This is a genomic window from Shinella sp. BE166, assembly GCF_051201095.1.
Classification (GTDB): Bacteria; Pseudomonadota; Alphaproteobacteria; order Rhizobiales; family Rhizobiaceae; genus Shinella; species Shinella lacus.
Genome location: NZ_JBPEHL010000008.1, coordinates 213,032 through 235,413, shown reverse-complemented (window position 1 = coordinate 235,413; position 22,382 = coordinate 213,032). Strand labels below are relative to the sequence as shown.

Below are 22,382 nucleotides of genomic sequence, written 5' to 3'. Positions count from 1 at the left end.
ACAGAGCCGCCTTCGGGCGGCTTTTTCTATGCATGGAGCCCGGACATCATCGTTCGCAACGACTATGTCGACCGCGATTGGGAGTGAGCGCGATGATGGAATACACGGATGACGAACGGATCGGATTGAAGGTCCTCCTCCGGGAACTCGATGCCGAGCCGATGCGAATGGTCAACCAAATCATTCCCGAACTCATCTCAGAGTCGATCGGCAGGCTTTATATCAAATGGGCGCGTCGGATCGACCGCGATGTCGATGCGGGTGCAGATGCCCCGTCGCCGTCTCGCGACATGCGTAGCTTCGACTCTACGCACAGACGTTGGACTATCCTCGCCGACACGTACCTCGGCACATATCAATACGAAATCGTCGAAGTGATCGATTGGCTACTGCTCGCGGGCGCGGAGCATCACGGCTGGCTTGCTAGAGTTGACGACAAAGGTCGGCCGCTCAAACTTATGAAATGCGGCACTGTCGAGGGGCTGTACAACGAGTCAGTAAAATCCATGCGTGGCCGACATCCGCAACGCACGACCAAGCGAGACCTCACGGCCGCCGACGAGCGCCACGTCGCCGATCTCGGTTTGGGATACACGGTTGTCGAACTGCTGTCCCCCGCCGCCCTCGACGTCGAAAGTACACGAATGCGCCATTGCGTAGGGAGCGGCTCGTACGACGCGAAACTCCAGAACCCGAAGTGTGGACTGTACTCTGTCCGCGATCTCGACGGCGTGCCGCGGGCTACCGTCGAGCTGGTGTCGAAGGATTACGACGGCGTGACCAGCACGTTTGTCAGGCAATTTATGGGGCCGCGCAACGAGCCCCCTGCACAGAACCTCGTTGAATTGTTCAACGCCGCTATCGACGACATCTTAGGTCATGGGGTCCGCTCCTTTCCGCCCGCACCACGGCGTTCTTTCGGCCGATTTTGATCCTCGCCGCCGACGGTCACACAATGTCTGTAGCCGCCAGGGGAGCGGCAGGGAGATCACGATGGAAGAAGAACTCGACGAAATGGTTCTGGCGCTTTGGGCTATCGAGGCGTACCAGGGATATTCCCCCGCACAGCAGGAGCGCATGACGCGGTACGTGCGCGGCCTCACGGCCTACGAAGCGACCCGCCCCGCTGCGCGACGGCCATCCAACGTCATCGATCTCGAAACCCACATCATCCGTCGAAAGATCGAACCCGTGGTCAGAGCCGCACGCAAATCGGCGCTTGCCGAGGGACTACGGGTGCACCAGGCTTATGCGTACGATGTGAATGAATTCGGAGACATCGAGTATCCGGATATCGAGTGATCGGGAGAAGGATGCCAAGGAAGCCCCAGCCCGAACCGATGGCGACGAGATGGGGCCGCTCATGGCGGCACGACGACGCCCAGCTCGCCGATCAGCTCGAGCGTGAAGTCGACGATCTCCGCAACCGCCTCAGATGGGCCGACAGTTCCGAACGCGAGGAGATTCTTGACGACATAGCCCGGATCGAGCGCACGCTTTGTCATATGTGTTGCTGACCCCGCTGAGTGCGGGGTCTATCATTTCAGCACCAAGGCTCTCGCCGACCGCTCCAGGTCCGTGCCAAGCCCTCGGAAACAAGGACATCGCCGAGGCTACGGCCATCGCGGACTAGCACCCGCAGCTTGCGGCCGTACTTGTCTTCGTCGCGGCCTAGCCACGCCTGGAATTCAAACGGTCCCGCATTCACGAGCTGGAGCATCCGCCTGGTGGCCTTGGCTCCAAGCGCCGCTTCAGACGAGCATTTCGGCTCCCCAACCTCGGGCGCATCGATATCTGCGACCCTGATTTTCGTGCCTTCATGCCAGAGGGTGTCCCCGTCCACAACGCAGTGGGCCCGCTTCGAGCCGCTGCAAATCGTGTATGGTCGGAAAGATACTGGTTGCGCCTTGGCCGTCACCGCCAACGATTGCGTCGCCTGCACGCGCCCGTCGGTCGTCAGGTATGTCGCCCCGAGGCCCCCGCCGAACGCGACAACCACGGACACTGCAACTAGCTGGCCGACGGTCATCGTCGTCTCCCCATGAAACCCGAGATGACGCTAACCCGGAGAAGTTGAGGTCTTTGTAATGGGTTGCAGAAACTTTTACTGGTTGCGCGATTTCAGTTGGACACTGATGGCTTCGGCTAAAAACTTCTGCCAGTCCAGCGTTTCCCGATAGATCATCTCGAAAATGTAGCCGTCGGGGTTGGGCTGTGACTTGCTCTTTGCAAAGACCTCATCACCGAACTTCAACAGCGCAGTGTTGAGCGCGGACCAGTCTGCCTGTGCGGGCATCACCTTCGCAACACAGTACTCGATGAACGCAGATCGTGCTTCATCTGTCTGGAGGGATTCGAAGGGAACGGTCTCTAGGTTGAGTCCACCGTTAAGAGATTTCGGAGGGTGTTGCTCTCCAGTCAGGATGGCGCACGCCGTGGAAAACAGACCGAGGTGGGTGCAGAACCGTTCATCCTTTCCGGCCTGTCGTGCGGTGTTGAAGGCATGCGACCAATATGTTTCGGCATCTACCCGCAGAGCCTCGGCTAGTTCCCTAGCTTCGTCGTCGGGCAGGATCGCGGCGCGGCGCTTATTGTGATCGACCATGGCCGCTAACCGCTGTCGGCTCTCTTCTACCGATGGCGTGGCGGGGTTGGCCGATATCGCGGGAGTTGTCGATCCTTTGCTTTTCGACATCTGAAAAATCAGGCCGATCAAGACGACCCCGACCACTACAACCCAACCCATGCTTCCCCTCCACGATCATGGAACCAGCTAGATTGGCATACAGTCGGGTGCGTCACAGCACGACTCTGGTCGCCTAGAAATCGTGCCGGCGAAAACGATAGGTGCCGCTGGCGAGTACACAATTATCTCAGACACCAAAACTAGGGAGATGATTGATGTCTGGATTTTATAGACCTGAAGACCCGTGGGGACTTTACCCGGATGCGTAGCGGCAATTAAGCGGGCACCTTCGCCAAGCTACCACATCCCAGCCCGGCCTATTTGCGCTCGCCCGCGGCAACTACGCGACTGTCTCCAATGATGACCTTCCGACGGCTGTGGACGCTGGGTATGTTCATCCTGACGTCCTGGCCTGCGTCGCCGACGAGATCGCGTTTGCAACGGAAATCGAATCCCTAAAGGGTATCAAAGGGCCTACTGCGGAGTTTTCCAATGGAGCCTGAAAACGCCGAATGACACCCTTGCCGTTTGAGTTAATCGAGCCGCCGAAACCGTGAGAATGTCCGCATGATTCAACCTGCACAGGACAGGACATGACATGTCTCCCCAACTCGACGACAACATGCAGCGGCTAGCGGCCCACACGAAGGTCAAAGCCCGCGACCAGGTCATCAACACGATGATCTCCGTTGTCATTGGTGCAGGCCTTGCGTTCTGGGCCTACGGAACCCTCGCACACATGCTGCTCTTTTCGTTCGTGATTTTCGTCGTGCTGGGAGCCAAGAACGCCCTCGAGCAGGCATTGCATCAGTTCCGGGCGAGCATTGAATCCAAGATGCTTATGGACAAGCTTGATCTTTAGAAAAGTGCGGCTGATCAGAACCCCACGAACTTTCCGTCCTTCTTCTCGGTCAACCCGAAGGTCTCGGCGCCCGCCGTCTTCCTCGGCTTGTTCACCCTCTTCGGTACTATTTCTCGGAGCCGGGTCATCGTCACATGGTCGTGGATAGGGTCTGCGATATCGATGAGGGCGTCGAGGCGGCCAAGGGCATGGAGCGCCATCGCCAAGGTGTTGATGCCAATCCCCGTATCGCCGCTCTCGAGACGGTGGAGCGTGGCCCTGGAAATCCCGATCTGTTGCGCGAAGTGTTGTGCGGACATCTGGCGCGCTCGACGTGCAAGGCTGATGTCTTCGCCGAGTTTACGAAGACCCCGCTCAACGCGGGGGTGAACGATTGAGCCCCTCTTTGTCGTCTTGCTCTTGTGGATGCCCAACATGATTTGTATCCGATACGGAAACTGGATTTAAGTCTCATATATAATACATAAGATACTGATCCGCAATGCGGCGGGCCGGGCGTGAGGAGGATATGCCATCGCCGATGGCCCACGGATGCCCTCGCTAAACCGACCGGCGCTTGATGCCTGCAAAGGCTAACAGCATCATCGTTGCCGTGGGCATGTCGTCGGTCTCCCCAGTGCCTCGAATAAGCCTGCTGAATTCGGAACACGAAGGCTCCGATACGACTAAAGCCTCGTGGTCCGAATGATAAAAAAGGGAGCCATGGGCTCCCTTTTTGTAACCTGTGTTTTGCTCCGCATTGCCCGTGCGTGATCTTTCGTATCCGCACCCGGCTTTCCGCGGCCGCTTCATGTCGGCGCCATTCTTTCGGAAATCTAGACTTCAACGAGGCCGAGGTCGTACGCGCGAGGAGCCGAAACTTTCGGCCCTCGTCGCGATCTTACCAAGCCTGGATTTCGACCGCCCCCCCGCGTTGGCTTGTTGCAGGAACCGCTTCGTAGGCTTGGCGCCAACCTCCGATATGCACATGAGTTCTCCGACTTCGGGCGATCGATGGCCACAACTCTGTGTACGTCCCCGATGCCAAAGTATCGCCGTCAGCGAAGCAGTGATGGCGTATCAATACCAAGCCCCGGGGCGTATTGCCGGAATGACAAAAGGCTCGCCGCGTCCGTCACCGCCGCTCGTTGAGCACAGGGCGCCTAAGGTTCCCCGGCTCTAGACTATATACTGCTGACCACACCGACCTCATGAGAATCGGCATTAAGTAAGGAAATCATCCTCGCGTTTCCTTGACGGCTGATTTTTAAATAGGTCGGTGCGAACAAGCACCTCAACCACCTCGACGTAGTCGCTCTCAACAAAGCATTTTCGTTCAAAAAGCCGCTCGAAAAATCTCTCCGGCGTCCTGGCCTTTGTCATATCGGCAAAGAAATTTGGATCATCTTCCATAATTTGATTCATAAGATTTCTATTTCTTACTCCAACTTTGCTAGTTTCTATTTTGAACTCACCGCCACCTTTTCTCGACAATATAGATGCCGCTTTAAATTGCGTCTCTGTCAATATTTCCTTTAACTTTTCATTGTCCTTCCAAACCAAGACGTCCTTCTGCACCGCGTTAGCCGGTTTGAAAGCAGAAATCACATCTTGCGCGATAAACCGGACGTTTGAGAAAGTCCGCTCGGCGTTTTTCACGAGTTGAAGTTGTCCGCCCTGGATTGCCCAATCGGCGCCCACCCAATCCTGCCAGCCAATCGCCACATCGTTCCGTTGTCCAGAAATCGCGTCTCCAACCGATTTAATAAGGCCCGACACCAGATAACCCTGCAGTTTTGGCATCCAGGCACTAGTCAAGTCCAATGAATGACGCATGCCATCGTACCCGATAAAGCTGCTGCCGTGGCTTCCATCGAATTCTGGCTTTCCGAACTCGACAAGTGTGTGGCCGCCATTGCGCGCGACGCGCGCGAACTCAGAAAATCGTCCTTTCGAGGGCACTGCAAAGTCACGGTTTGAAGACCAGATTCTGGCGCCTTGGTAGGATTGCGGCACAAATCGAAGAACTTGGGCGGGATCGCGCCAGACGACCCAGGATGCTGCCATCGCGATATCCCACAATGCCAACAATCCACCTTTGATATCGAAATATCTGGGCCGAACAGTGAGATTTGTTCCCGTTTTAGCACGCCATTGAGCTTCCGCATCCACTCTGCTCAATTCCGCCCGTTGCACCTGTGCGCGCAAGCTCTGCCTGAATTCAGCTTGGGCATTCTCAACCTCGGCACGTTCCAAGTAACCGCTTTCAAGCATGTTCAGCGTCTGCTTGTTACGTGCGGGTTCATTCACGATCGTGCCCTCCGATTCCTGGGCGAATTCTTCATCTGGATCCGATCGGACGGAAGGTTGATTTTCCATCGCCTCTCTAAAGTTGAATTTACTCTCAGTCATTCCAACGCCCCAAAACAACTGGCTTTTTAAGGCACGCCGCCCCCTAAGATTCTTTCAACAGACATCGTTACCGTTGTCGCACCATGTCGCACATGACGTCAGGCAATTGATTTTATTAGACAATATGACTGTCGCCAGAATTTTGAGCCGACAGCAAATCTTTTTTTTACGTTTGAAATCAGAAAGCGAGGAAACAACATGACAGATGGAACGGCCGAACAGATGACCACCGAGAATAGCGCCCCACCTCAGCATCCTACGCCTGTGAAAAGTGATCGCCACATGGCGCTTGTAGAAAGGTGGAACCACGAGTCTGTCTACCGAGCAGAGGTGGAAAGCTCGCAGAAATCGCGCAAGCCGCGGCTTCCATCTCTCCTGATCAAGCAGCTCGCCAACGCGGACGTCACTTTCGAGGACGCGATGAACGGTCTCCGTGTCACGCGAAGCCACCTCCGAGGCGCATGTATTCGAACTGGCATCCAGCTTGAAGGTGGACCGCGCATCGCCAAAGCGAAGTATCACGGCAACATCATCGACTTCAACGAACAGAAGGGGGCAATCATGCCAGCAATCTGTAAGCAGAATCCCTGCGCCGAATTGAATGCGAAACAAGAATATCCCCCGCGCAAACGTTTTCGTCGTGGCCATAAGCTTGCGGAAGCGATCCGGATTGCTGTTCGCTCCATCGAGGAAGAGGAAGGCGTGATGCCGAGCTTTTCCCGCCTGACCAAGGAGTTCGGCTTCTCATACAAAGCGTTGAAAAAATACTGCCCGAAACTCTCTGAACGTAACGCACGTGGGAGCAAGAACACGCCGAATTCGGTTAAAACGCATGGATGTTCAACGCAAGTTTCTCGCGTCGACCGCAATCTCGTGCAGATGGTTTCGGAGATCGTCTACGGAGCTGACCTTGTCCCTGGAACCTACATTGCTAGCGACGGGGCGCCGCTCTGCGACAGCGTTGTCTCAAATAACGACACATTCACTCCGCTCGTCCAGGCGTGGCGCCAGCGAGAATTTGAAGTCATTCGGATTCTCGAGACCGCCCGCGACTTGTCTGGGCCAACGGCGTCGCAAGCGGCTCCGGCAACCGCGATTTGAAAAGGAATGACAATGCGAAACAACGCGATCAATGCTTTTCGCCAGACCGTAGCCAAGCTTCATCCCCTTTCGCCCCTGTCCAAACTCGAGCTCGCGGTAGAGCCGGACAAGCTGACGATCGTAAAGCGGGGGAAGCATCTTTTTCTAGGGATCATCGGCGAATTCCCCGCGGCATGCGCAGTGTGCGACTTGCTCGATGCTCTTGATTCTGACGCAGAACATCTCGAAAGGGCACTGAACAGCATCAACCTGATTGCGTCCAAGAGTAGCCGCTGGGAGGTGTCCGCAGCGTTCACCACGGGGTTCGACGCGCTCAGTGCCTTCATGGGCGCCGTCGAGGCCGCTTCTGAGCAAACAAGTTTCTCGCGTACACAAGGCGAAGCTGATCGCAGCAAAGCCCTCATCGCCGCAACATCGCCAATTGCATAACCCTTCAGCGGCTTGGCGTTGCCGAGTCTGATTACTGACAACCAACTTCATCCAACCATCTCTTGAACTCGGACTTGCACACCTGGGTGTGCGGAAAGCTTACTCATGCTCAATAATCTCCGGAAACTCCACGAGCACAACATTCTGACCAAATCACATTCGGGTCACGGCTCATTCGCGCCGCACAGTGGTAAAGCGAATTCTTCGCAGGCCCCGTGCGCGACCTTTTTCAACGCGTCCTAAAGGAGGGAAATCGATGAGCTACCTCGATAGCCTTTTCGCCCTTCGGCCGGTTGACGATACGGGGCATCGTTACGTCAATGAACTCGCTGACGGTGTCAAAGACATCATTGACGAGGTTGGACGGCAAGAGCAACGGCTTCGTATCAAGCCGATGCACGACTTCAATTTGGAATGCAGATTCACCGGCAGCTACATCGAGCTTCTGGATGGGGACAATAAACGGAGAGAAGACGATTATGTTCTCCAGCTTCCGCATGAAGCAGCGATCTGCGACGTCGCGGCCAGCTTTGCGGACGAACCCGCGGTGCTTGCGCTCATGGCTCTGGTCGATATCGAGTCTCGTATACGTTGCTATTCGCCGCGTATCGAAAAACTGATCGCCGAGGCCACGTTGTTGGTCGCAGATGATATCGGTCAGAGAGCCCTCGAGCGGAAGTCTCCTGACACCATCCAGCAAAAAGTCTCAGAGATGATTGTCGCGAATGACAATTTCTATCTTGATCCCCCGTTTTAGACCTCGAGATGAATCTCGATAGACCTGAAGGGGGCTATCGAGCACTTCCCCTCAAGTATACAATGCGAGATACCCAATGACGCTGCCCACCGAGAATACACCCGTCTACCCGGCCTCCAAAGTGACCGAAGCTGTGCCTCATGCTGTGAAGTTCTGCGAGTTCGAGTTGTATGTCTACTCGAAATACGATGACGCGGCCGTGGAAGCTACGGGCCCTACACTCGCGATCGCGATCTCCCATGCGCTCCCGCAGCTTCGTCACCTCGCTCACTCGGGCGCCGTCTTTGGCGCGCGGCGTTGGCCTGAAGACACCCGGAGCTATGGCTGTTGGGAAATCATATTCCCGGAAGAAGACGCGCCACTCCTCGGTTATGATCAGTTTGCTGTACGCCAATCGATGAACTTTAAGGACAACATTGAAGTCTTCGACGTCACCGAGGAATTCAATCACGCCGAGGGGATGCTGCGGTTCCGTGCCCAGGACATGGGCGACGACGAAAAATCGCTGCAGTCGATTAGCAAAGGCGTACGCGAATACATTGACGCTGCTCACCAGCTGATGCTTTGGGACCCAGCCGCGAGGCTGGATATTGCCGAAGGTCTGACTGACCTGTTCCTCAACCGCGATTGGTCGCCGTTTATCGCGCCCCACGACCTTGAAGCAAGGCCCGTCACCGTTTCTGAGGTGGAGCTTTTTGCCAGGTTGGACGATACCGAATGGCTTGTCAGGTTCCACTACGTGAACGGCGCAGATAGCGGCTACGAGATCGAATTTGCTGATGTGAAGCGCGGCCGGCTGACCGTACGACGCAGTGCGTACAGCGCACTGCGGTCGCCCGTGCCAACGTTTCGAGGCGATCAGCTTTTGCAGGTGTATGACGCGCTACAGCCCGGAATCGATAAGGCGTGGGTGGCAAAGCGCGTTGAAATGCCTTGGGGTTCGGCGCGCTGAGCGCGTCGACCAAATCAATCATCTTTACGGAGGGGAAATATGACGATTGCCACCCTCAACAGCGGCGAAACAGCGACAGCCCGTCAAAACTCGGCCGCGAGTATCGCCGCCTTTTCGGCACGCCGCAGCGCAAGGACATCGTCCGGCCCCAGATCCCTAAAGACGCCACCGGAACGGGCTACGGGTTGTGTCGGAACGACAGATTGGCGCCCTATCTATGCAATTCGGCCCAACCATTGAAGTCGCCAACAGCGGACCTCGTGACGATGGAAAATCGGTCGTGATTGCGTTGAGTCATTGAAATGCCGTAACTGAGAAGCCTTGGACGGATATCCGCCCACAGCCGACATTCTCCTCGGCACGTTAACCGACCTTACCCAGAGACCAATTGCGTGGAGCGTTTTGGAACTAAGAGGATCAGGGCAAACGCCACAGCCCCCACAAGTCCCGCAGCTGTCACGATCCAAAGGGAGGCGGAGACGCCGACCTCCGCCATCGACAAAGACATGGTGAACGGGGCCAAGGCCGACGTCACCTGTTTCGCCGAGGTGGACCAGCCGAGCCGCGATCCGTATCCATGTCGGCCGAACAGCTCTAGCGGCAGCGTCCCGCTCACAATGCTCGTCAGTCCCGAGCCGAGGCCCATGAGAACCGCAAACACGACTGCACCCGTAAAGGACGGCGTGGTCCCCAGCAGAACGACGATGCCGATGGGCATCAGCACCGCTGCGATGACGGCGAGCCAGACCTGCGACAGGTCTCCGCCAAAGACGAGGTTGATCAGACGACTCGCCACCTGCGCCGGGCCGAAGAGAGAGGCGACCACGAGGCCCGCTGCGCCGAGGCCAAGCGCCTGCGTCAAGGGAACGATGTGCACCAGCATCGCCGAAAGCGCGTAACCTTCGATCGCGAAGCCGAGCAACATGAGCAGGAAGACGAGATTGCGGTTTTGTTGGACGACCGTCTCCTCCAACGAAACATCGGCGCGATGAGCGTCGGCGACCGCGCCGGAGGTCAACCGCGCGAGCCCCCAGTGCACGGGCAAGCAGATGACGATATGGAGCGCGGCGTAAAGCAACAGGACCTCCCGCCACGTCATCGCCGAATGCAGCCATGTCGTGAGCGGCCAGAACAGCGAGGAAGCGAAACCCGCAATCAATGTGAGGTGGACGATGGAGGTCTGCGCCTTACGACCGCCCGCCTGGATGATGGCGGTGAAGGCCGTGGAGTAGAGAACTCCTGCCGAGACGACCTGCATCAGGGCAAGCGCGACAGCGAAGGCCCACGCGCTGGGCGTGAGTGCCGTGAGCACCAATGTGGCCGCCGATCCGATCGATCCGAAGGCCATGACCCGGCCAGCGCCCCACCTGTCGGCGAGCTTGCCGGATGTCGGAGCGGCGAAGGCACCGACAAGCAGCGCCACGGAGAACGCACCGAAAACCCAAGGTTCCGACACCGCGAGATCACGCGCGATGTCGGGCACGAGGATGCTGATACAGTAATAAAGAGTGCCGTATCCGATGATCTGGGTTGTCCCCAATCCGGCGAGCGCCCAGGCGGGGAGTTTAGCTTCTGGCATCGTCAAATGCTCTCGATCACGTTCTCTGACGCGGCTTTCGAACCGCAACCACATCCCGACCTGCCCGCGTCCTTCGCGACGGCATCGGCAACGCAACAGGCATCGTCGCGCGTCACGGCCGGGCCACCGCAGCATCCAACCGCTGTGGTTTCCGACCTTGCCGGGCCGAGGGCGACCGAGCAAACGCCCGTCTCCGGCAGGACCAGTTCCACCCGGCGCGCGGCCTCGTGGTCGCCCGCGATCTCGGCGACGACCGAACGGACCTGCTCGTATCCGGTCTTCATCAGGAAGGTCGGTGCGCGACCATAGCTCTTCGAGCCGACGATGTAGAAGTCCTTCTCGGGATGCGAAAGCTCCCCGACGCCATGGGGCGGCACGGTGCCGCAGGAATGCAGGTTCGGGTCGATGAGCGGGGCGAGCGCGGGCGGCGCCTCGACGATGGGATCGACCTCCACACGCAGCTCGCGGAGGAAGCCGAAGTCCGGCCGGAACCCGGTCGTGACGACCATCTGGTCGACGGTGATCTGGAATGGTTGGTTTCCCGTCCGGGCGAGCACGGTGACCCTGTCACCGTGCTCGATCACCGACTCGGCGGAGAACGCGGTCAGCATGTTGAGCCTGCCTTCGTCCATCGCCTTCTTGGCGGCGAGACCGAGAGCGCCGCGCTCCGGAAGCTGGTCGTTGAGGCCTCCGCCGAGCAGTCGGTCGACACCTTGGTGGCGGAGCGCCCAGAAGATTTCCGTCTTGGGATCGGCATCTTGGAGGTCCATGAGACTGATCGCGACGTTGATCGCAGAGTGGCCGCTGCCGACGACGAGCGTCCGCTTGCCGCTGAACTCGTCCCGGCGCGGGCCGGCCACGTCGGGAATGCCGTAGGAGATGTTGGTTGAAGCGCGCTCCCCCCTCACCGGAAGACCGTCGACGCCCATCGGGTTTGGTTGGCCCCAAGTACCCGAGGCGTCGATGACGGCGCGCACGACGACGTCACGCTCTTCCTCTCCATCGAGATAGCGCACCACAAACGGCGCTTGGTCCCGACCTTTGGACGCGATCTTGCTGAGGCCCTTTTTCGTGATCGCGGTGACGGTCACGCCAAGCTTGAGACCAATCCGGATCGACGGGACAGCCGCGAGCGGGACGAGGTATTGGTCGACGAGCTCCTTGCCGTTCGGCAGCGCTTCCGGATCGGGCGCTACCCAATCGTGGGCTTCGAGCAGCCGACGGGCCGCTTCGTCGATGTTGTACTTCCACGGGGAGAAGACCCGCACATGGCCCCAGTCGAGCAGTGCGGCGCCGACTGATGAGCCCTTCTCGAACACCACGGGCCCGATTCCCCGTTCGACGAGGTGAGCCGCCGCCGCCAGTCCAACCGGACCTGCACCTATGATCGCCACCGAGAGTTCTGAGTTCTGTGACATTCTTCTCTCCTTTTATATTTCCAGAAGGATCGAACTATTAGGTAAAAAAAGGGGCGACTAGGCCGCCACCTCGTCTTCGTCGTTCGCTGCGACGCATCCCTCGTCTGCGCAGCACTCGTCCGAGAGGAACCCAATCAACGACTGCATGATCGGATAGTCCGCCCGGCAAATCAATGTCGTCGCCTGCCGCTCCTGGGACGCCAGCCCGGTGTCCACGAGTCTCTTGAGGTGGTGCGACAACGTCGATGCCGGAATGCCAACGCGCTCTTGAAGCTGGCCGACCGCAATGCCATTCCGGCCCGCTCTGACGAGCGCGCGATAAATCTTGAGTCGGGACGTATTGCCCAGCGCTTCGAGTTGGGATGCCGCTTTTTCGATGATCATGGAAATAGGCTATGCAGCGGCGGCCGTCGCGTCAATCTTTATTTCGGCGAAATTCGAAATAAGCTATTTGTGCCGCCAAACCTTCACGGCCGAGATGATCAGGATCACGGCCAACAAAGGGAGCAGGACGGTTTCCGGCACCAGCCCGAGAAGGCGGCCGCCGATAAACGTTCCCACGATGGAACCCGCCGACATCACTAAGAGGAAGGCAGAGTTCCTACCCAGCACAGCGAAGGTGCTGTCGCGGCTATACCGCGTGAAACCGACGATCATAGTCGGCAGACTGATGGCCAGCGAGAGGCTTCCGGCGAGCTTGACGTCGATGCCGAAGAGAAGGATGAGCGTGGGGATCAGCAACTCGCCGCCGGCGACGCCGAGAAGCGACGCTACGACACCTATCACGAAGCCCGCCGCGACCCCAGCAATGACCTGCGCGGGTCCCGAGAATACCGAATATCCTCCCCCACCGGGTTGGTGGCCGATAACAAGGACGGCCGCAATCAAGACAAGCAAGACAGCGATCACCTTATGGAGTGTCTCCGATCTCAGCCGCATCGCCCACCCCGCACCGAACCAAGCTCCGATAAGGCTCCCCGCAAGAAGATTGAGGATGACCGACCAGTGGGAGATGACATCAGAAAATGGAATCGCCGCCGCCCGGAACGGCAACGCCGTTGAGACCACCACGAGGCTCATCGCCTTGTTAAGAATAACGGCATCCAGAGCCCGGAAACCAAATATGCCGATCAGCAAAGGCAACCGGAATTCTGCTCCCCCGAGGCCGATCAGGCCACCCAGAGCGCCGATCACCGCGCCGCTGCCGAATGTGGCCGCCTTGTTCTGTATCAACGCCATCGCCTCCTGCCGCCGTGGCTTAACACGGCGGCAGGAGGTCGCCAACTGAACGGTACGTCTAGGTGGCAGCCTTGAGGCTCACCGGAGCTTCCAGTTTGGCGGCCTCCTCCGTCCGCTCGCTGTAGCGGTCGGTCATGTACTCCATCACCAACATCGAGCTTCTGATCGGTACAAGGTTACGAATGGGCCGGCGCCGTCGCGAAAAAATTCAATGGTTGGGGCGCGGCCATGCTTGTTAGCTATGGCGCCCCCGTTCTCCCGCGGGTCGAAATCTATCGTGACCGACCAATCTTCCACAGCTTGGGCAATTTCGTCTTCCCGTAAAATCCGAGAATTTACAGTGGAACGCGCAGGAGGTGTGGGAAAGCGCGATAGGACTACACGCGTTCGACGAGACGGCAAGCTACCAGTATAGCTTTCCATCCGGTAGCTATCGGAGGCAGCGAAACGTCGCAGACGTGACGCCCTGGAACAACATATGCAAGCTGCACTCGGCTACCAGCCATAAACCGTCGCTTTCAGATGCGCCCTCGGCGCTCCTCGCCCGAGACAGGCCTTGAGGACTTCCGAGGTCGACCGCGAGGCGGATGAGCTGCTGACCAGATTTCAGCAAGCTCGACCATGCGTGGCGTGAACGAGGGATAGCTCTGAATGATTTCTTCGGTACTTGCACCCCGGGCTTTTTCCGCAGCAACGAAACGCACTGCTACGTGCGAACCAATGAAGACAGGCTCGCCACCTGAGAGCCCTTTGCGACATCGGATAGCTCGCTCGGCCTCCAATAGCGCCTTGCTCCGAGCCGCAAGCCGGTCCCTCGCTACTGCCACATTGACGGTCAGAAAGTCGCTAGCTTGTAGGGAATGAGCGTCGGGAGTAGCGGCCAACGCGTCCAGTAGGCCCTTTCGGCGGTCGGCAGAAAGCAGTAGCCCGACACAGCACCAGATCACCAAACGAAGAAGATCCAATTCGGAAAACACTCGTCCCCGGTTCCCCGCCCGTCGACCACGAATAATCTTCTTGTCGATTGCCGTGTAGACCGACTTAACTGGCACTTCGCAGACTACTGCTGCTTCAACCGGTGTGTATTCTCGCGCCCTAGTTGTCAAGAAAATGGTCCTTCATGGCAGCCAGCGTGGCCCTCCCAGAGGGCTGACTGTCGTCTCGAGTACAGACGGCTTTAAGAGGCTGCGTGTGCCCTCAGCCAGCGCGGGTCACCTTCACCCCTAAACGCCGATATTTTCGCAAGCCCTGAGCTCGAGATTTCCGCAAGCGGTCTATCGTCCTTGCGTACCAATTGCGATCGCCGACAGATCCGACTCGATAGCGATCGGGCGCTGTGTCTCCTTTCGCTCCGAGTAGCGGTCTGCAAACACCTCAGCATGCGGGCGGAGAAGAACCGTGAAACGCACAAGTTCTTCCATGACGTCGACAATACGATCGTAGTAGCTCGACGGTTTCATTCGGCCGTCACTCTCGAACTCCTGGAACGCCTTGGCGACGCTTGACTGGTTAGGAATCGTGAACATCCGCATCCAGCGGCCGAGGATACGGAGCGTATTGACTGCGTTGAAACTCTGCGACCCCCCGGAAACCTGCATGACGGCAAGCGTTCGGCCCTGCGTCGGACGAATTCCGCCGATGCTGAGCGGGAGATGGTCAATCTGCGCCTTCATAAGGCCTGTAATCTGCCCGTGCCGCTCAGGTGAGCACCAGACCATGCCCTCCGACCAGATCGCATGGTCGCGTAGCTCCTTAACGGCCGGATGGTTGTCGTACTTCACCTGATCGGGCAAAGGCAGATCGAACGGATTGAAGATGCGTGTTTCCGCACCGAAATACTCCAGGAGCCGAGCCGCTTCCTCGGTTACGAGACGTGAATAGGAGCGATCGCGCAACGAGCCATAGAGCAGGAGAATCCGTGGCTTCGGCTCCAGCGGCGCAAATCCCTGCGCCGGCTGGCGATAGGCGTAGGCAGGGTCAAGCGCCGGAAGGTGGGCGGCATCGGCAAGAGAAAGCAGTCGCATCAGAACCCCCTCACGCCTTTGAAGCCAGAGCCGACGGCGCGGTCTCAGGAAAGTAGCGGCGGCCAAGCCAAAGCGCGAGTTGCACAAGCAGGATCAGCACGGGCACCTCAACCAGCGGCCCAATGACGGCGGCGAACGCTACAGGTGATGCAAGGCCAAAGGCGGCGATCGCCACGGCGATGGCGAGTTCGAAGTTGTTTCCGGCAGCAGTGAATGCGACGGCGGTAGAGCGCGGATAATCGGTGCCAATCATCTTTGCCATAACGAAACTGACGGCGAACATGACAAGGAAGTAGATCGTTAGCGGAATCGCGATCCGCACCACGTCGAACGGCAAGCGCACCACGTCACTGCCCTTGAGGCTAAACATGGCGACGATGGTGAAGAGAAGAGCCGCCAACGTGAGCGGGCCGATCTTCGGCAGGAAGACGTTTTCGTACCAATCACGTCCCTTAGCGCGGGTCAAAATACGGCGCGACAGGTAGCCTGCGAGGAAAGGAACACCCAGATAGAGAAGGACGGCCTCGGAGATCGTCCAGAAGGAGACATCGATCACGCTGCCTTCCAAGCCGAAAAGCGGAGGCAGGAAGGAAAGGAAGAACCAGGCGTAAAGCGAGAAGAACAAGATTTGAAAGATCGAATTGAATGCGACGAGGCCGGCGACATACTGGTTGTCGCCGCGTGCGAGCTGGTTCCAGACCAGCACCATGGCAATGCAGCGGGCAAGTCCAATCAGAATGAGGCCGGTCATGTATTCCGGCTGGTCCCGCAGAAAAACGACCGCCAGCGCGAACATAAGGACGGGGCCGATCAACCAGTTTTGCACCAACGACAATGCCAGAACGCGGCGGTCCTCAAAGACTCGATGGAGTTCCTCGTAGCGCACCTTGGCGAGCGGTGGGTACATCATCAGAATGAGGCCAATGGCAATCGGCACATTTGTCGTACCGAAGGACATGCTGTCGAGTGCGGAAGGCAATCCTTCGAAGACGGTGCCTAATAGCAGGCCGAGCGCCATTGCGGCAAAAATCCAGACAGTAAGATACCGGTCGAGGAAGGAGAGGCGGACGGTCGGTGCGGCGGGCTGCATGGTATTCTCCACGAAATGCGGGGCCGGCAGAGCACACCCTGCCGGCGACAAACGGAGCTTTGGGTCAGGCGATCCTGTGGCCCGAAACGTCGACGATCTGCTCGCCGTCCTCCTTGGCAAAAGCGCCCTGCTGCGGTTTTGGCAGGATGTCGAGGACGACTTCGGAAGGACGGCAGAGCTTGACGCCAACAGGTGAGACCACAATCGGGCGGTTGATGAGGATCGGGTGTTCCATCATGGCATCGATCAGCGCGTCGTCCGACAGCGACATATTCTCTAGGCCTAGCTCGCTATAGGGCGTGCCCTTTTCGCGCAGAAGATCGCGGGCAACGATCCCCATTCGGCCGATCAGTTCCTCTAGCATCGCCCGGCTTGGGGGTGTCTTCAGATATTCGACGACATGCGGCTCAATGCCTGCGTTCCTGATCATCGCCAGCGTGTTGCGTGACGTCCCACAATCGGGGTTGTGATAGATGATGATGTCGATGGCGGACTTCATGCGACGTCGGGCCTCCGGTCAGTAGAACCTTCCATCTGGCCGATTTCTGTGAGCTTCGCAGAAAGGGTCAGACGCTCAAGACTCTCAACAGGCAGGGCAGTGAAGGCAGCTATGCGCAATTTCATCTGGCGGAGAGCCGTGGCAAAGGCGATGCGTATTTCAGCGTCGCTTCCCTCGACGGCCGCGGGATCCTCGAGCCCCCAATGAGCTGTCATGGGCTGCCCCGGCCAGACGGGGCAGGCTTCACCCGCCGCATTGTCGCAAACTGTGAACACAAAATCGAGTTCCGGCGCACCGGGCACTGCAAACTCGTCCCACGCCTTCGAGCGAAGCCCTTCGACCGGATAATTGTGCCCGGCGAGCGTTTCAATCGCATATTGGTTCACGACACCCTTCGGCTGGCTGCCGGCCGAAAAGGAATTGAACTTCGTGCCTCCGTCCTTGCGCAGGACGCTTTCGGCGATGATGGAGCGAGCTGAATTACCCGTGCAAAGAAAGAGCACATTGAATGTTGATTTAGTCATGAGGACACCTTTTGAGGCGGACAACAGGGAATGAGTTCGGCAATAAGCGGGGTGCAAAGCCTCGCGTCCCCACCGCAGCAATCCTTGACGAGAAAGAGCGTAAGATCGCGCAACCGCAACATGTCAGCGCGGTAGACGATGAGGCGGCTACGTCGCTCTGACGTCACGAGCCCGGCGCGAGATAGAATATTTAGGTGCGCCGACATCGTGTTCTGCGGCACCGCAAGTGCACGAGCGATCTCCCCAGCGGGCAGGCCGTCTGGCTCGTGTCGCACGAGCAACTTATAGGTCTCAATTCGAGTTGACTGCGCAAGCGCGGCGAGCGCAAGTATCGCGTTTTCTTGTTCCATATATCCAGATTGCTGGAAATATGGACGTTGTCAAGTGTCGGTGATAAGAATGTATGGTGCTGTTGGAGGACGGCACCCAGTTTTGCCGAATTGGCAGACGGTGGGAGGGATCATTGGGACAGGCACAACGGAGCGACATTGTCCGTCATCGAAACCAAGGCGTGTGGCCGACCCGCCGAAGGTTCATGGTCGGCGCAGCCACATCTCTTGCTCTGCCCAAGGTCGCAAGCGCAGCCCGTGCAGAGCGCACGATCCGCTTTGGCCTCACGCCGGTCTTTCTATCCAATGATCTCGATGTTCTCGACGAACTGCAGTCCTATCTCGCTGAAGCCGTCGCGCGGCCAGTCGAGCTTATTACGCAGCGGACCTATCAGGAGGTCACCGCCCTTCTAGTTTCTGGTAGCCTCGATGCAGCATGGATTTGCGGTTACCCTTATGAGGCATACAAAAATGAGCTGGCACTCGTCGCAACGCCGTTGTGGCGAGGCAAACCTCTCTACCAATCCTACCTGATTATCGGTACTGGCCGATCGATACATTCGTTCGAAGACTGTCGGGGCGACATTCACGCGTTTTCAGATCCCAACTCGAATTCTGGTTATTTGGTCACAAAGGCCTATCTGGCCGAACGGCGCCTCTCCGAAGACACTTTCTTTCGTCGCACATTCTATACTTACGGCCACCGAAACGTGATTCGGGCCGTCGCCTCCGGGCTTGCGCAATCCGGCAGCGTGGACGGCTATGTCTGGGAAGTGATGCGCGAGCTTGAACCAGATCTCGTCGCAGGAACCAAGGTGCTGATAAAGTCCGACTGGTACGGCTTCCCTCCAATCGCGGCGCCTGCGCGCCCTTCGGATGACGCCATTCAGGAAGTTATGAAATCAGCTTTCCTGAACATGAAAGAGCATCCCACGGGCCGCAGCGTTCTGGCGAGATTGCGGCTCGATGGCTTCGCAGATCTGCCGCCTGCCATCTTCGACAGCATCGCCGCAAACGTTGACCTCGTGAGGAGGCTCGGATGAACGTTCTCTCATGGCTGCGCCGCACGCCGCTTGTCATCAAAGTACCGGTTTTCGTCGCCGGCTTGATGATCGTCATCAGTGCGGTCATCTCGGAGCGGGTATTGTCACGTCTGTACGATTCTCAGCAGGAAAACTTGAAGGCGATTGTTGAAACCTACCTCGACGGCCTCGCTACGACCCTTACACCACCGGTGCTCCGCGATGATATATGGGACGCCTACGACATTCTCGACCGCACACCTCCGATATACGGCGCACTCGCCCCGATCGAGACGGTAGTGACCGGCAGGGACGGGCGAGTGCTCGCCTCTAGTAATCCAAAGTCGGTACCCGTGCTTTCGTCACTTCCCGCGGACTATCGAAGTGGAAATGTCATCGCGTCAGGCCTCGAGATCGACTGGACGTCCACGATCGGCTACGCAGAACGCGCAATCGAATACCAAGGGAGGACGGTCGGCGCGATCCATGCCTCCTTCGATACAGCCCACCTTGTTGCTGAACGTCGCGACGTACTCCACACCCTGCTTGTAACGAATTCCGCGCTGGCGCTGATTTTTGCCGCAATCGGATATGCCCTCGTGCGGCGTATGGTACAGCCAGTCAAGACCCTTGCCGACCACATGCAATCTGGAGCACGAGGAACACCTCAGACCATCGCAGAGAACGAGTTTCCCCAGAAGGAAGGCGAGTTCGCTGACCTTTTTGAGGGCTTTAATGCATTGGTCGAAGCTGAGCGAGAACGCGTCTCACTTACGAAGAGGCTTGCGGAGGAGGACAAACTATCAAGCCTCGGGCGCCTCGCCTCAAGCATGGCGCACGAGATCAACAATCCACTTGGCGGTCTTTTCAACTCAATCGACACCTTGCGTCGCCACGGTAGCGATGCCTCGGTACGCGATAGCACTCTAGCACTTCTTGAACGAGGGCTGGCAGGAATCCGAGACGTTGTTCGCGCAGCACTCGCCACTTACCGCCCGGAACGGAGCATCAGACCGCTTCAACTGCAAGATTTAGACGACATTCGAGTGCTTGTCGAACCGGAGATTTCGCGGCGGCGGCAGACGCTGGATTGGGAACGATGTCCCGTCACGGCGCACTGCGGCACGCTGCCTGCGGCAGCGGTCCGACAGGCGTTGTTGAACCTCGTGCTGAATGCGAGCACCGCCTCCGGCGATGGCGGGAGGGTGGCGGTCAAGATGCGTCTCGAAGGTTCCGGGGAGACCCTCGTCCTGTCGGTCTCCGATACTGGTCCAGGTTTACCTGAAAATGCCCGTCGCATTCTAATGGCGCACGAAGCCGTCGCAACAGCGCCTGGCGGTGGCGGCCTCGGCCTTTGGATGGTGCGCCAAATGATAGACGAAAGCGGCGGGCGCCTGGCGGTAGCGACGAGCGACAAAACCGGAACCTGCATCGAAATACACCTGCCCTATAGGCAAAATTTGGAGAGAACCCATGCGGCATGATGGGGTGCGGATCGGCCTGCTCGAAGACGACCCTATTATGGGAGAATCCCTTGTCCGCGGCCTTTCCCTCGAGGGCCACAGCGTGCGCTGGTGGAAACGCGGTGAAGAGGCTGTGCGTGATTTAACCTCCGGGCAGGACGATGTTGATCTCGTCATCTGCGATATCCGATTGCCCGACATGAACGGAGAGGATGTGTTTCGCCAGTCGTCGCGGATAAGTTCTACGCCGTTCCTTTTCATGTCCGGTTATGCGGAAATTGATCAGGCTGTGCGCCTCATGCGCAGCGGCGCTGTTGATTTCATCACGAAGCCGTTCGAGATGGGTGCCCTGCTGGACCGTATCGCAAACAACGCACAGGCAGCGAAAGCGGGCCAAGGCACGCTCGGTGTCTCGCCCCAGATGTGCAGGGCGGAAACAATCCTTCATCGGTACGCGGACCACCATCTTCCTGTTTTGATCCAAGGGGAAACCGGGACCGGCAAAGAGGTCTGCGCCCGCCTCCTCCATCGGACGTCAGAACGCCGCGACAAACCATTTGTGGCCGTAAACTGTGCGGCTATTCCGGCAGACCTTCTGGAGAGTGAGCTTTTCGGGCATGAGAGGGGCGCCTTCACCGGTGCACATCAACAGCACCGCGGTTATGCGGAGCGTGCCGGCGAGGGCGTACTCTTCCTTGATGAAATCGGCGACATGCCTGCGAACCTTCAGGCCAAGCTCCTACGCCTGATTGAGGACGGTTCCTTCCATCGACTGGGAGGGGAAAAACCTCTTACGTTCCGGGCGCGCATCGTCTGCGCCACGCACCGCGATATCATCTCCAGCGCGGTGAGCGGGTTCCGACAGGACCTCTTCTATCGTCTGTCTGCTCTTCCTCTGCAATTGGCACCGCTGCGTGAGCGACCGGACGATATCGTCTGGCTCGCCCAAACTTTCCTTGAGGAGATCATCGCAGCCCGGGATACGTGTGTGAGGGGCATTGGCGCAGCGGCAGAAGAGGCATTGATCGAGCACGACTGGCCGGGCAATGCGCGAGAGCTGCGCAATAGACTTGAGCGCGCCATCGCACTCTCCGAGGGTACCCTGCTGGTGCCGGCCGATGTCTTTCCAGACCGCGCTCACGTCGCCGATCATCCAGCGACCGCCACACTGGCAGAGATCCGCGACGCTGCAGAAAAGCGCCAGATACAGCGCGCACTCAACGACTGCGGTGGCCAGGTCGCAAGAGCCGCGCGAGCTCTCGGGATTTCACGCACTACCCTCTGGGAAAAGATGACTCGTTACGGCATCGCCATGACATGACGTCCGATTTTCCGAACGTCGGGACGTCTGTTACGTTCGAAAAGCCGAACGCGAGCGAAACTTTTGGAGAATAGTCACTCCAGATACCATATGATTTCAGCTGGATAGCGGACTGGCACGGCGATTGCTGGCAGATTCATTGCACACATCTCATTCCGGGAGGGAACGCAATGAAAAACTGTCGCACTCTGGTCGATATAGGCCGGCGGCAATTCCTGCGGGGCAGCGCGCTCGCGGCTGCCGGCGCTACAGCTGCTGCTGCCGTGGCGCCTCAAGCACGGGCGGCTTCACCCGCAGCGGGGGTCGAATACCCGTCTAATCGACTCGCAAACCTTGCGGAGCTCAAGGTCAACGAACCGTTCGATATCGCTTATCCAGACGATAACGCAACCGGCGTCCTGCTAAAGCTCGGCACCCGGGTCGAGGGCGGTGTCGGTCCAGACGGCGACATCGTCGGTTTCTCGACCATCTGTCCGCACAAGGGCTTCCCGCTCAATTATTCGGCTGATCAAAAGACATTCAACTGTCCCGGTCACTACTCTGTCTTCGACCCCGAGCGGGGCGGCCAACAGGTGTGGGGCCAGTCGACCCAGAATCTTCCGCAATATGTGCTGCGTGTCGCCGAGAACGGGGACATCTTCGCCGAGGGCGTCGATGAACTCATCTACGGGCGCCTGTCAAACGTAATCTGAGGAG

At 58.2% G+C, this 22,382-nt stretch carries 26 protein-coding genes and 1 pseudogene; 12 read left to right on the top strand and 15 right to left on the bottom strand.

Features of this window, described 5'->3' with window-relative positions:
• Window positions 1–92 precede the first annotated feature (92 nt).
• Together J2Y63_RS20850 and J2Y63_RS20845 are read left to right on the top strand one after the other, a co-directional pair.
• The gene (locus J2Y63_RS20850; RefSeq protein WP_435267643.1) at window positions 93–932 is read left to right on the top strand and encodes a hypothetical protein; all 840 of its coding nucleotides are present in this window, start codon (window positions 93–95) and stop codon (window positions 930–932) included.
• Between the two features lie 61 nt (window positions 933–993).
• Window positions 994–1,302: a hypothetical protein gene (locus J2Y63_RS20845; RefSeq protein WP_435267642.1), complete on the top strand. Its 309-nt coding sequence runs from the start codon at window positions 994–996 to the stop codon at window positions 1,300–1,302.
• Window positions 1,303–1,361: 59 nt separating this feature from the next.
• On the opposite strand, the gene J2Y63_RS20840 is transcribed toward J2Y63_RS20845, so the two are convergent.
• The 3 genes from J2Y63_RS20840 to J2Y63_RS20830 all read right to left on the bottom strand — a co-directional run bounded on the left by J2Y63_RS20840 (window position 1,362) and on the right by J2Y63_RS20830 (window position 2,746).
• Window positions 1,362–1,505 carry a hypothetical protein gene (locus J2Y63_RS20840; protein ID WP_435267641.1) on the bottom strand — a complete coding sequence of 48 codons (144 nt, stop codon included), beginning with the start codon at window positions 1,503–1,505 and terminating at the stop codon, window positions 1,362–1,364.
• Between the two features lie 38 nt (window positions 1,506–1,543).
• On the bottom strand, window positions 1,544–2,029 hold the full coding sequence (locus J2Y63_RS20835) for a thermonuclease family protein (protein WP_435267640.1): 486 nt from the start codon (window positions 2,027–2,029) through the stop codon (window positions 1,544–1,546).
• A 75-nt stretch (window positions 2,030–2,104) separates the two neighbouring features.
• The gene (locus J2Y63_RS20830; RefSeq protein ID WP_435267639.1) at window positions 2,105–2,746 is read right to left on the bottom strand and encodes a hypothetical protein; all 642 of its coding nucleotides are present in this window, start codon (window positions 2,744–2,746) and stop codon (window positions 2,105–2,107) included.
• Between the two features lie 538 nt (window positions 2,747–3,284).
• Here J2Y63_RS20830 and J2Y63_RS20825 point away from each other — a divergent pair.
• Window positions 3,285–3,548: a hypothetical protein gene (locus tag J2Y63_RS20825; RefSeq protein WP_435267638.1), complete on the top strand. Its 264-nt coding sequence runs from the start codon at window positions 3,285–3,287 to the stop codon at window positions 3,546–3,548.
• Between the two features lie 14 nt (window positions 3,549–3,562).
• Here the strand turns inward: J2Y63_RS20825 and J2Y63_RS20820 are convergent, their stop codons facing one another.
• Both J2Y63_RS20820 and J2Y63_RS20815 read right to left on the bottom strand, forming a co-directional pair.
• Window positions 3,563–3,964, bottom strand: coding sequence for a helix-turn-helix domain-containing protein (locus tag J2Y63_RS20820; RefSeq protein ID WP_435267637.1), 402 nt, complete (start codon window positions 3,962–3,964; stop codon window positions 3,563–3,565).
• A 787-nt stretch (window positions 3,965–4,751) separates the two neighbouring features.
• A complete protein-coding gene (locus J2Y63_RS20815; protein ID WP_435267636.1) occupies window positions 4,752–5,939 on the bottom strand; it encodes a hypothetical protein in 1,188 nt (395 codons plus the stop codon).
• Window positions 5,940–6,137: 198 nt separating this feature from the next.
• Here J2Y63_RS20815 and J2Y63_RS20810 point away from each other — a divergent pair, with 198 nt between their 5' ends.
• The 4 genes from J2Y63_RS20810 (at window position 6,138) to J2Y63_RS20795 (ending at window position 9,178) form a co-directional block, all read left to right on the top strand.
• The gene (locus J2Y63_RS20810; RefSeq protein WP_435267635.1) at window positions 6,138–7,040 is read left to right on the top strand and encodes a hypothetical protein; all 903 of its coding nucleotides are present in this window, start codon (window positions 6,138–6,140) and stop codon (window positions 7,038–7,040) included.
• 12 nt (window positions 7,041–7,052) lie between these two features.
• Window positions 7,053–7,469, top strand: a complete 417-nt coding sequence (locus J2Y63_RS20805; protein ID WP_435267634.1) for a hypothetical protein — start codon at window positions 7,053–7,055, stop codon at window positions 7,467–7,469.
• Between the two features lie 256 nt (window positions 7,470–7,725).
• Window positions 7,726–8,226 carry a hypothetical protein gene (locus tag J2Y63_RS20800; RefSeq protein ID WP_435267633.1) on the top strand — a complete coding sequence of 167 codons (501 nt, stop codon included), beginning with the start codon at window positions 7,726–7,728 and terminating at the stop codon, window positions 8,224–8,226.
• A gap of 76 nt (window positions 8,227–8,302) precedes the next feature.
• Window positions 8,303–9,178: a hypothetical protein gene (locus J2Y63_RS20795; RefSeq protein WP_435267632.1), complete on the top strand. Its 876-nt coding sequence runs from the start codon at window positions 8,303–8,305 to the stop codon at window positions 9,176–9,178.
• A gap of 373 nt (window positions 9,179–9,551) precedes the next feature.
• Here J2Y63_RS20795 and arsK read toward each other — a convergent pair whose 3' ends face one another.
• From arsK to J2Y63_RS20775, 4 genes are all read right to left on the bottom strand, one after another.
• Window positions 9,552–10,757, bottom strand: coding sequence for an arsenite efflux MFS transporter ArsK (gene arsK / locus J2Y63_RS20790; protein ID WP_435267682.1), 1,206 nt, complete (start codon window positions 10,755–10,757; stop codon window positions 9,552–9,554).
• Between the two features lie 2 nt (window positions 10,758–10,759).
• Complete coding sequence (locus J2Y63_RS20785; RefSeq protein ID WP_435267631.1) at window positions 10,760–12,175, bottom strand: NAD(P)-binding domain-containing protein; 1,416 nt, start codon at window positions 12,173–12,175, stop codon at window positions 10,760–10,762.
• Between the two features lie 57 nt (window positions 12,176–12,232).
• On the bottom strand, window positions 12,233–12,559 hold the full coding sequence (locus J2Y63_RS20780) for an ArsR/SmtB family transcription factor (RefSeq protein ID WP_435267630.1): 327 nt from the start codon (window positions 12,557–12,559) through the stop codon (window positions 12,233–12,235).
• A gap of 63 nt (window positions 12,560–12,622) precedes the next feature.
• Window positions 12,623–13,414: a sulfite exporter TauE/SafE family protein gene (locus tag J2Y63_RS20775; RefSeq protein WP_435267629.1), complete on the bottom strand. Its 792-nt coding sequence runs from the start codon at window positions 13,412–13,414 to the stop codon at window positions 12,623–12,625.
• A 201-nt stretch (window positions 13,415–13,615) separates the two neighbouring features.
• Between J2Y63_RS20775 and J2Y63_RS20770 the strand changes: the two are divergent.
• Window positions 13,616–13,738: pseudogene (locus tag J2Y63_RS20770) on the top strand (CapA family protein); the annotation flags it as partial.
• Between the two features lie 194 nt (window positions 13,739–13,932).
• Here the strand turns inward: J2Y63_RS20770 and J2Y63_RS20765 are convergent.
• The 6 genes from J2Y63_RS20765 to J2Y63_RS20740 form a co-directional block, all read right to left on the bottom strand.
• The gene (locus tag J2Y63_RS20765) at window positions 13,933–14,241 is read right to left on the bottom strand and encodes a DUF433 domain-containing protein (protein WP_435267681.1); all 309 of its coding nucleotides are present in this window, start codon (window positions 14,239–14,241) and stop codon (window positions 13,933–13,935) included.
• 447 nt (window positions 14,242–14,688) lie between these two features.
• Entirely contained in the window at window positions 14,689–15,438 is a 750-nt protein-coding gene (arsH, locus tag J2Y63_RS20760) for an arsenical resistance protein ArsH (RefSeq protein ID WP_435267628.1), read from the bottom strand.
• 10 nt (window positions 15,439–15,448) lie between these two features.
• Window positions 15,449–16,528 (bottom strand): ACR3 family arsenite efflux transporter, encoded by a 1,080-nt coding sequence (gene arsB, locus J2Y63_RS20755; RefSeq protein WP_435267627.1) that lies wholly within the window; start codon window positions 16,526–16,528, stop codon window positions 15,449–15,451.
• 64 nt (window positions 16,529–16,592) lie between these two features.
• Window positions 16,593–17,027 carry an arsenate reductase (glutaredoxin) gene (arsC, locus tag J2Y63_RS20750; RefSeq protein ID WP_435267626.1) on the bottom strand — a complete coding sequence of 145 codons (435 nt, stop codon included), beginning with the start codon at window positions 17,025–17,027 and terminating at the stop codon, window positions 16,593–16,595.
• A complete protein-coding gene (locus J2Y63_RS20745) occupies window positions 17,024–17,551 on the bottom strand; it encodes an arsenate reductase ArsC (protein ID WP_435267625.1) in 528 nt (175 codons plus the stop codon). The genes arsC and J2Y63_RS20745 overlap by 4 nt, the downstream gene beginning before the upstream one ends.
• Window positions 17,548–17,901, bottom strand: a complete 354-nt coding sequence (locus tag J2Y63_RS20740; protein ID WP_435267624.1) for an ArsR/SmtB family transcription factor — start codon at window positions 17,899–17,901, stop codon at window positions 17,548–17,550. The genes J2Y63_RS20745 and J2Y63_RS20740 overlap by 4 nt, the downstream gene beginning before the upstream one ends.
• Before the next feature lie 185 nt (window positions 17,902–18,086).
• On the opposite strand from J2Y63_RS20740, the gene J2Y63_RS20735 reads away from it, so the two are divergent.
• The 4 genes from J2Y63_RS20735 (at window position 18,087) to J2Y63_RS20720 (ending at window position 22,378) form a co-directional block, all read left to right on the top strand.
• Window positions 18,087–18,923 (top strand): substrate-binding domain-containing protein, encoded by an 837-nt coding sequence (locus J2Y63_RS20735; protein ID WP_435267623.1) that lies wholly within the window; start codon window positions 18,087–18,089, stop codon window positions 18,921–18,923.
• Window positions 18,920–20,386, top strand: coding sequence for a sensor histidine kinase (locus J2Y63_RS20730; RefSeq protein WP_435267622.1), 1,467 nt, complete (start codon window positions 18,920–18,922; stop codon window positions 20,384–20,386). Before J2Y63_RS20735 ends, J2Y63_RS20730 begins: the two co-directional genes overlap by 4 nt.
• Entirely contained in the window at window positions 20,376–21,686 is a 1,311-nt protein-coding gene (locus J2Y63_RS20725; protein ID WP_435267621.1) for a sigma-54-dependent transcriptional regulator, read from the top strand. The genes J2Y63_RS20730 and J2Y63_RS20725 overlap by 11 nt, the downstream gene beginning before the upstream one ends.
• 170 nt (window positions 21,687–21,856) lie before the next feature.
• Complete coding sequence (locus J2Y63_RS20720) at window positions 21,857–22,378, top strand: arsenate reductase (azurin) small subunit (RefSeq protein ID WP_435267620.1); 522 nt, start codon at window positions 21,857–21,859, stop codon at window positions 22,376–22,378.
• The last annotated feature ends 4 nt before the right edge of the window (window positions 22,379–22,382 follow it).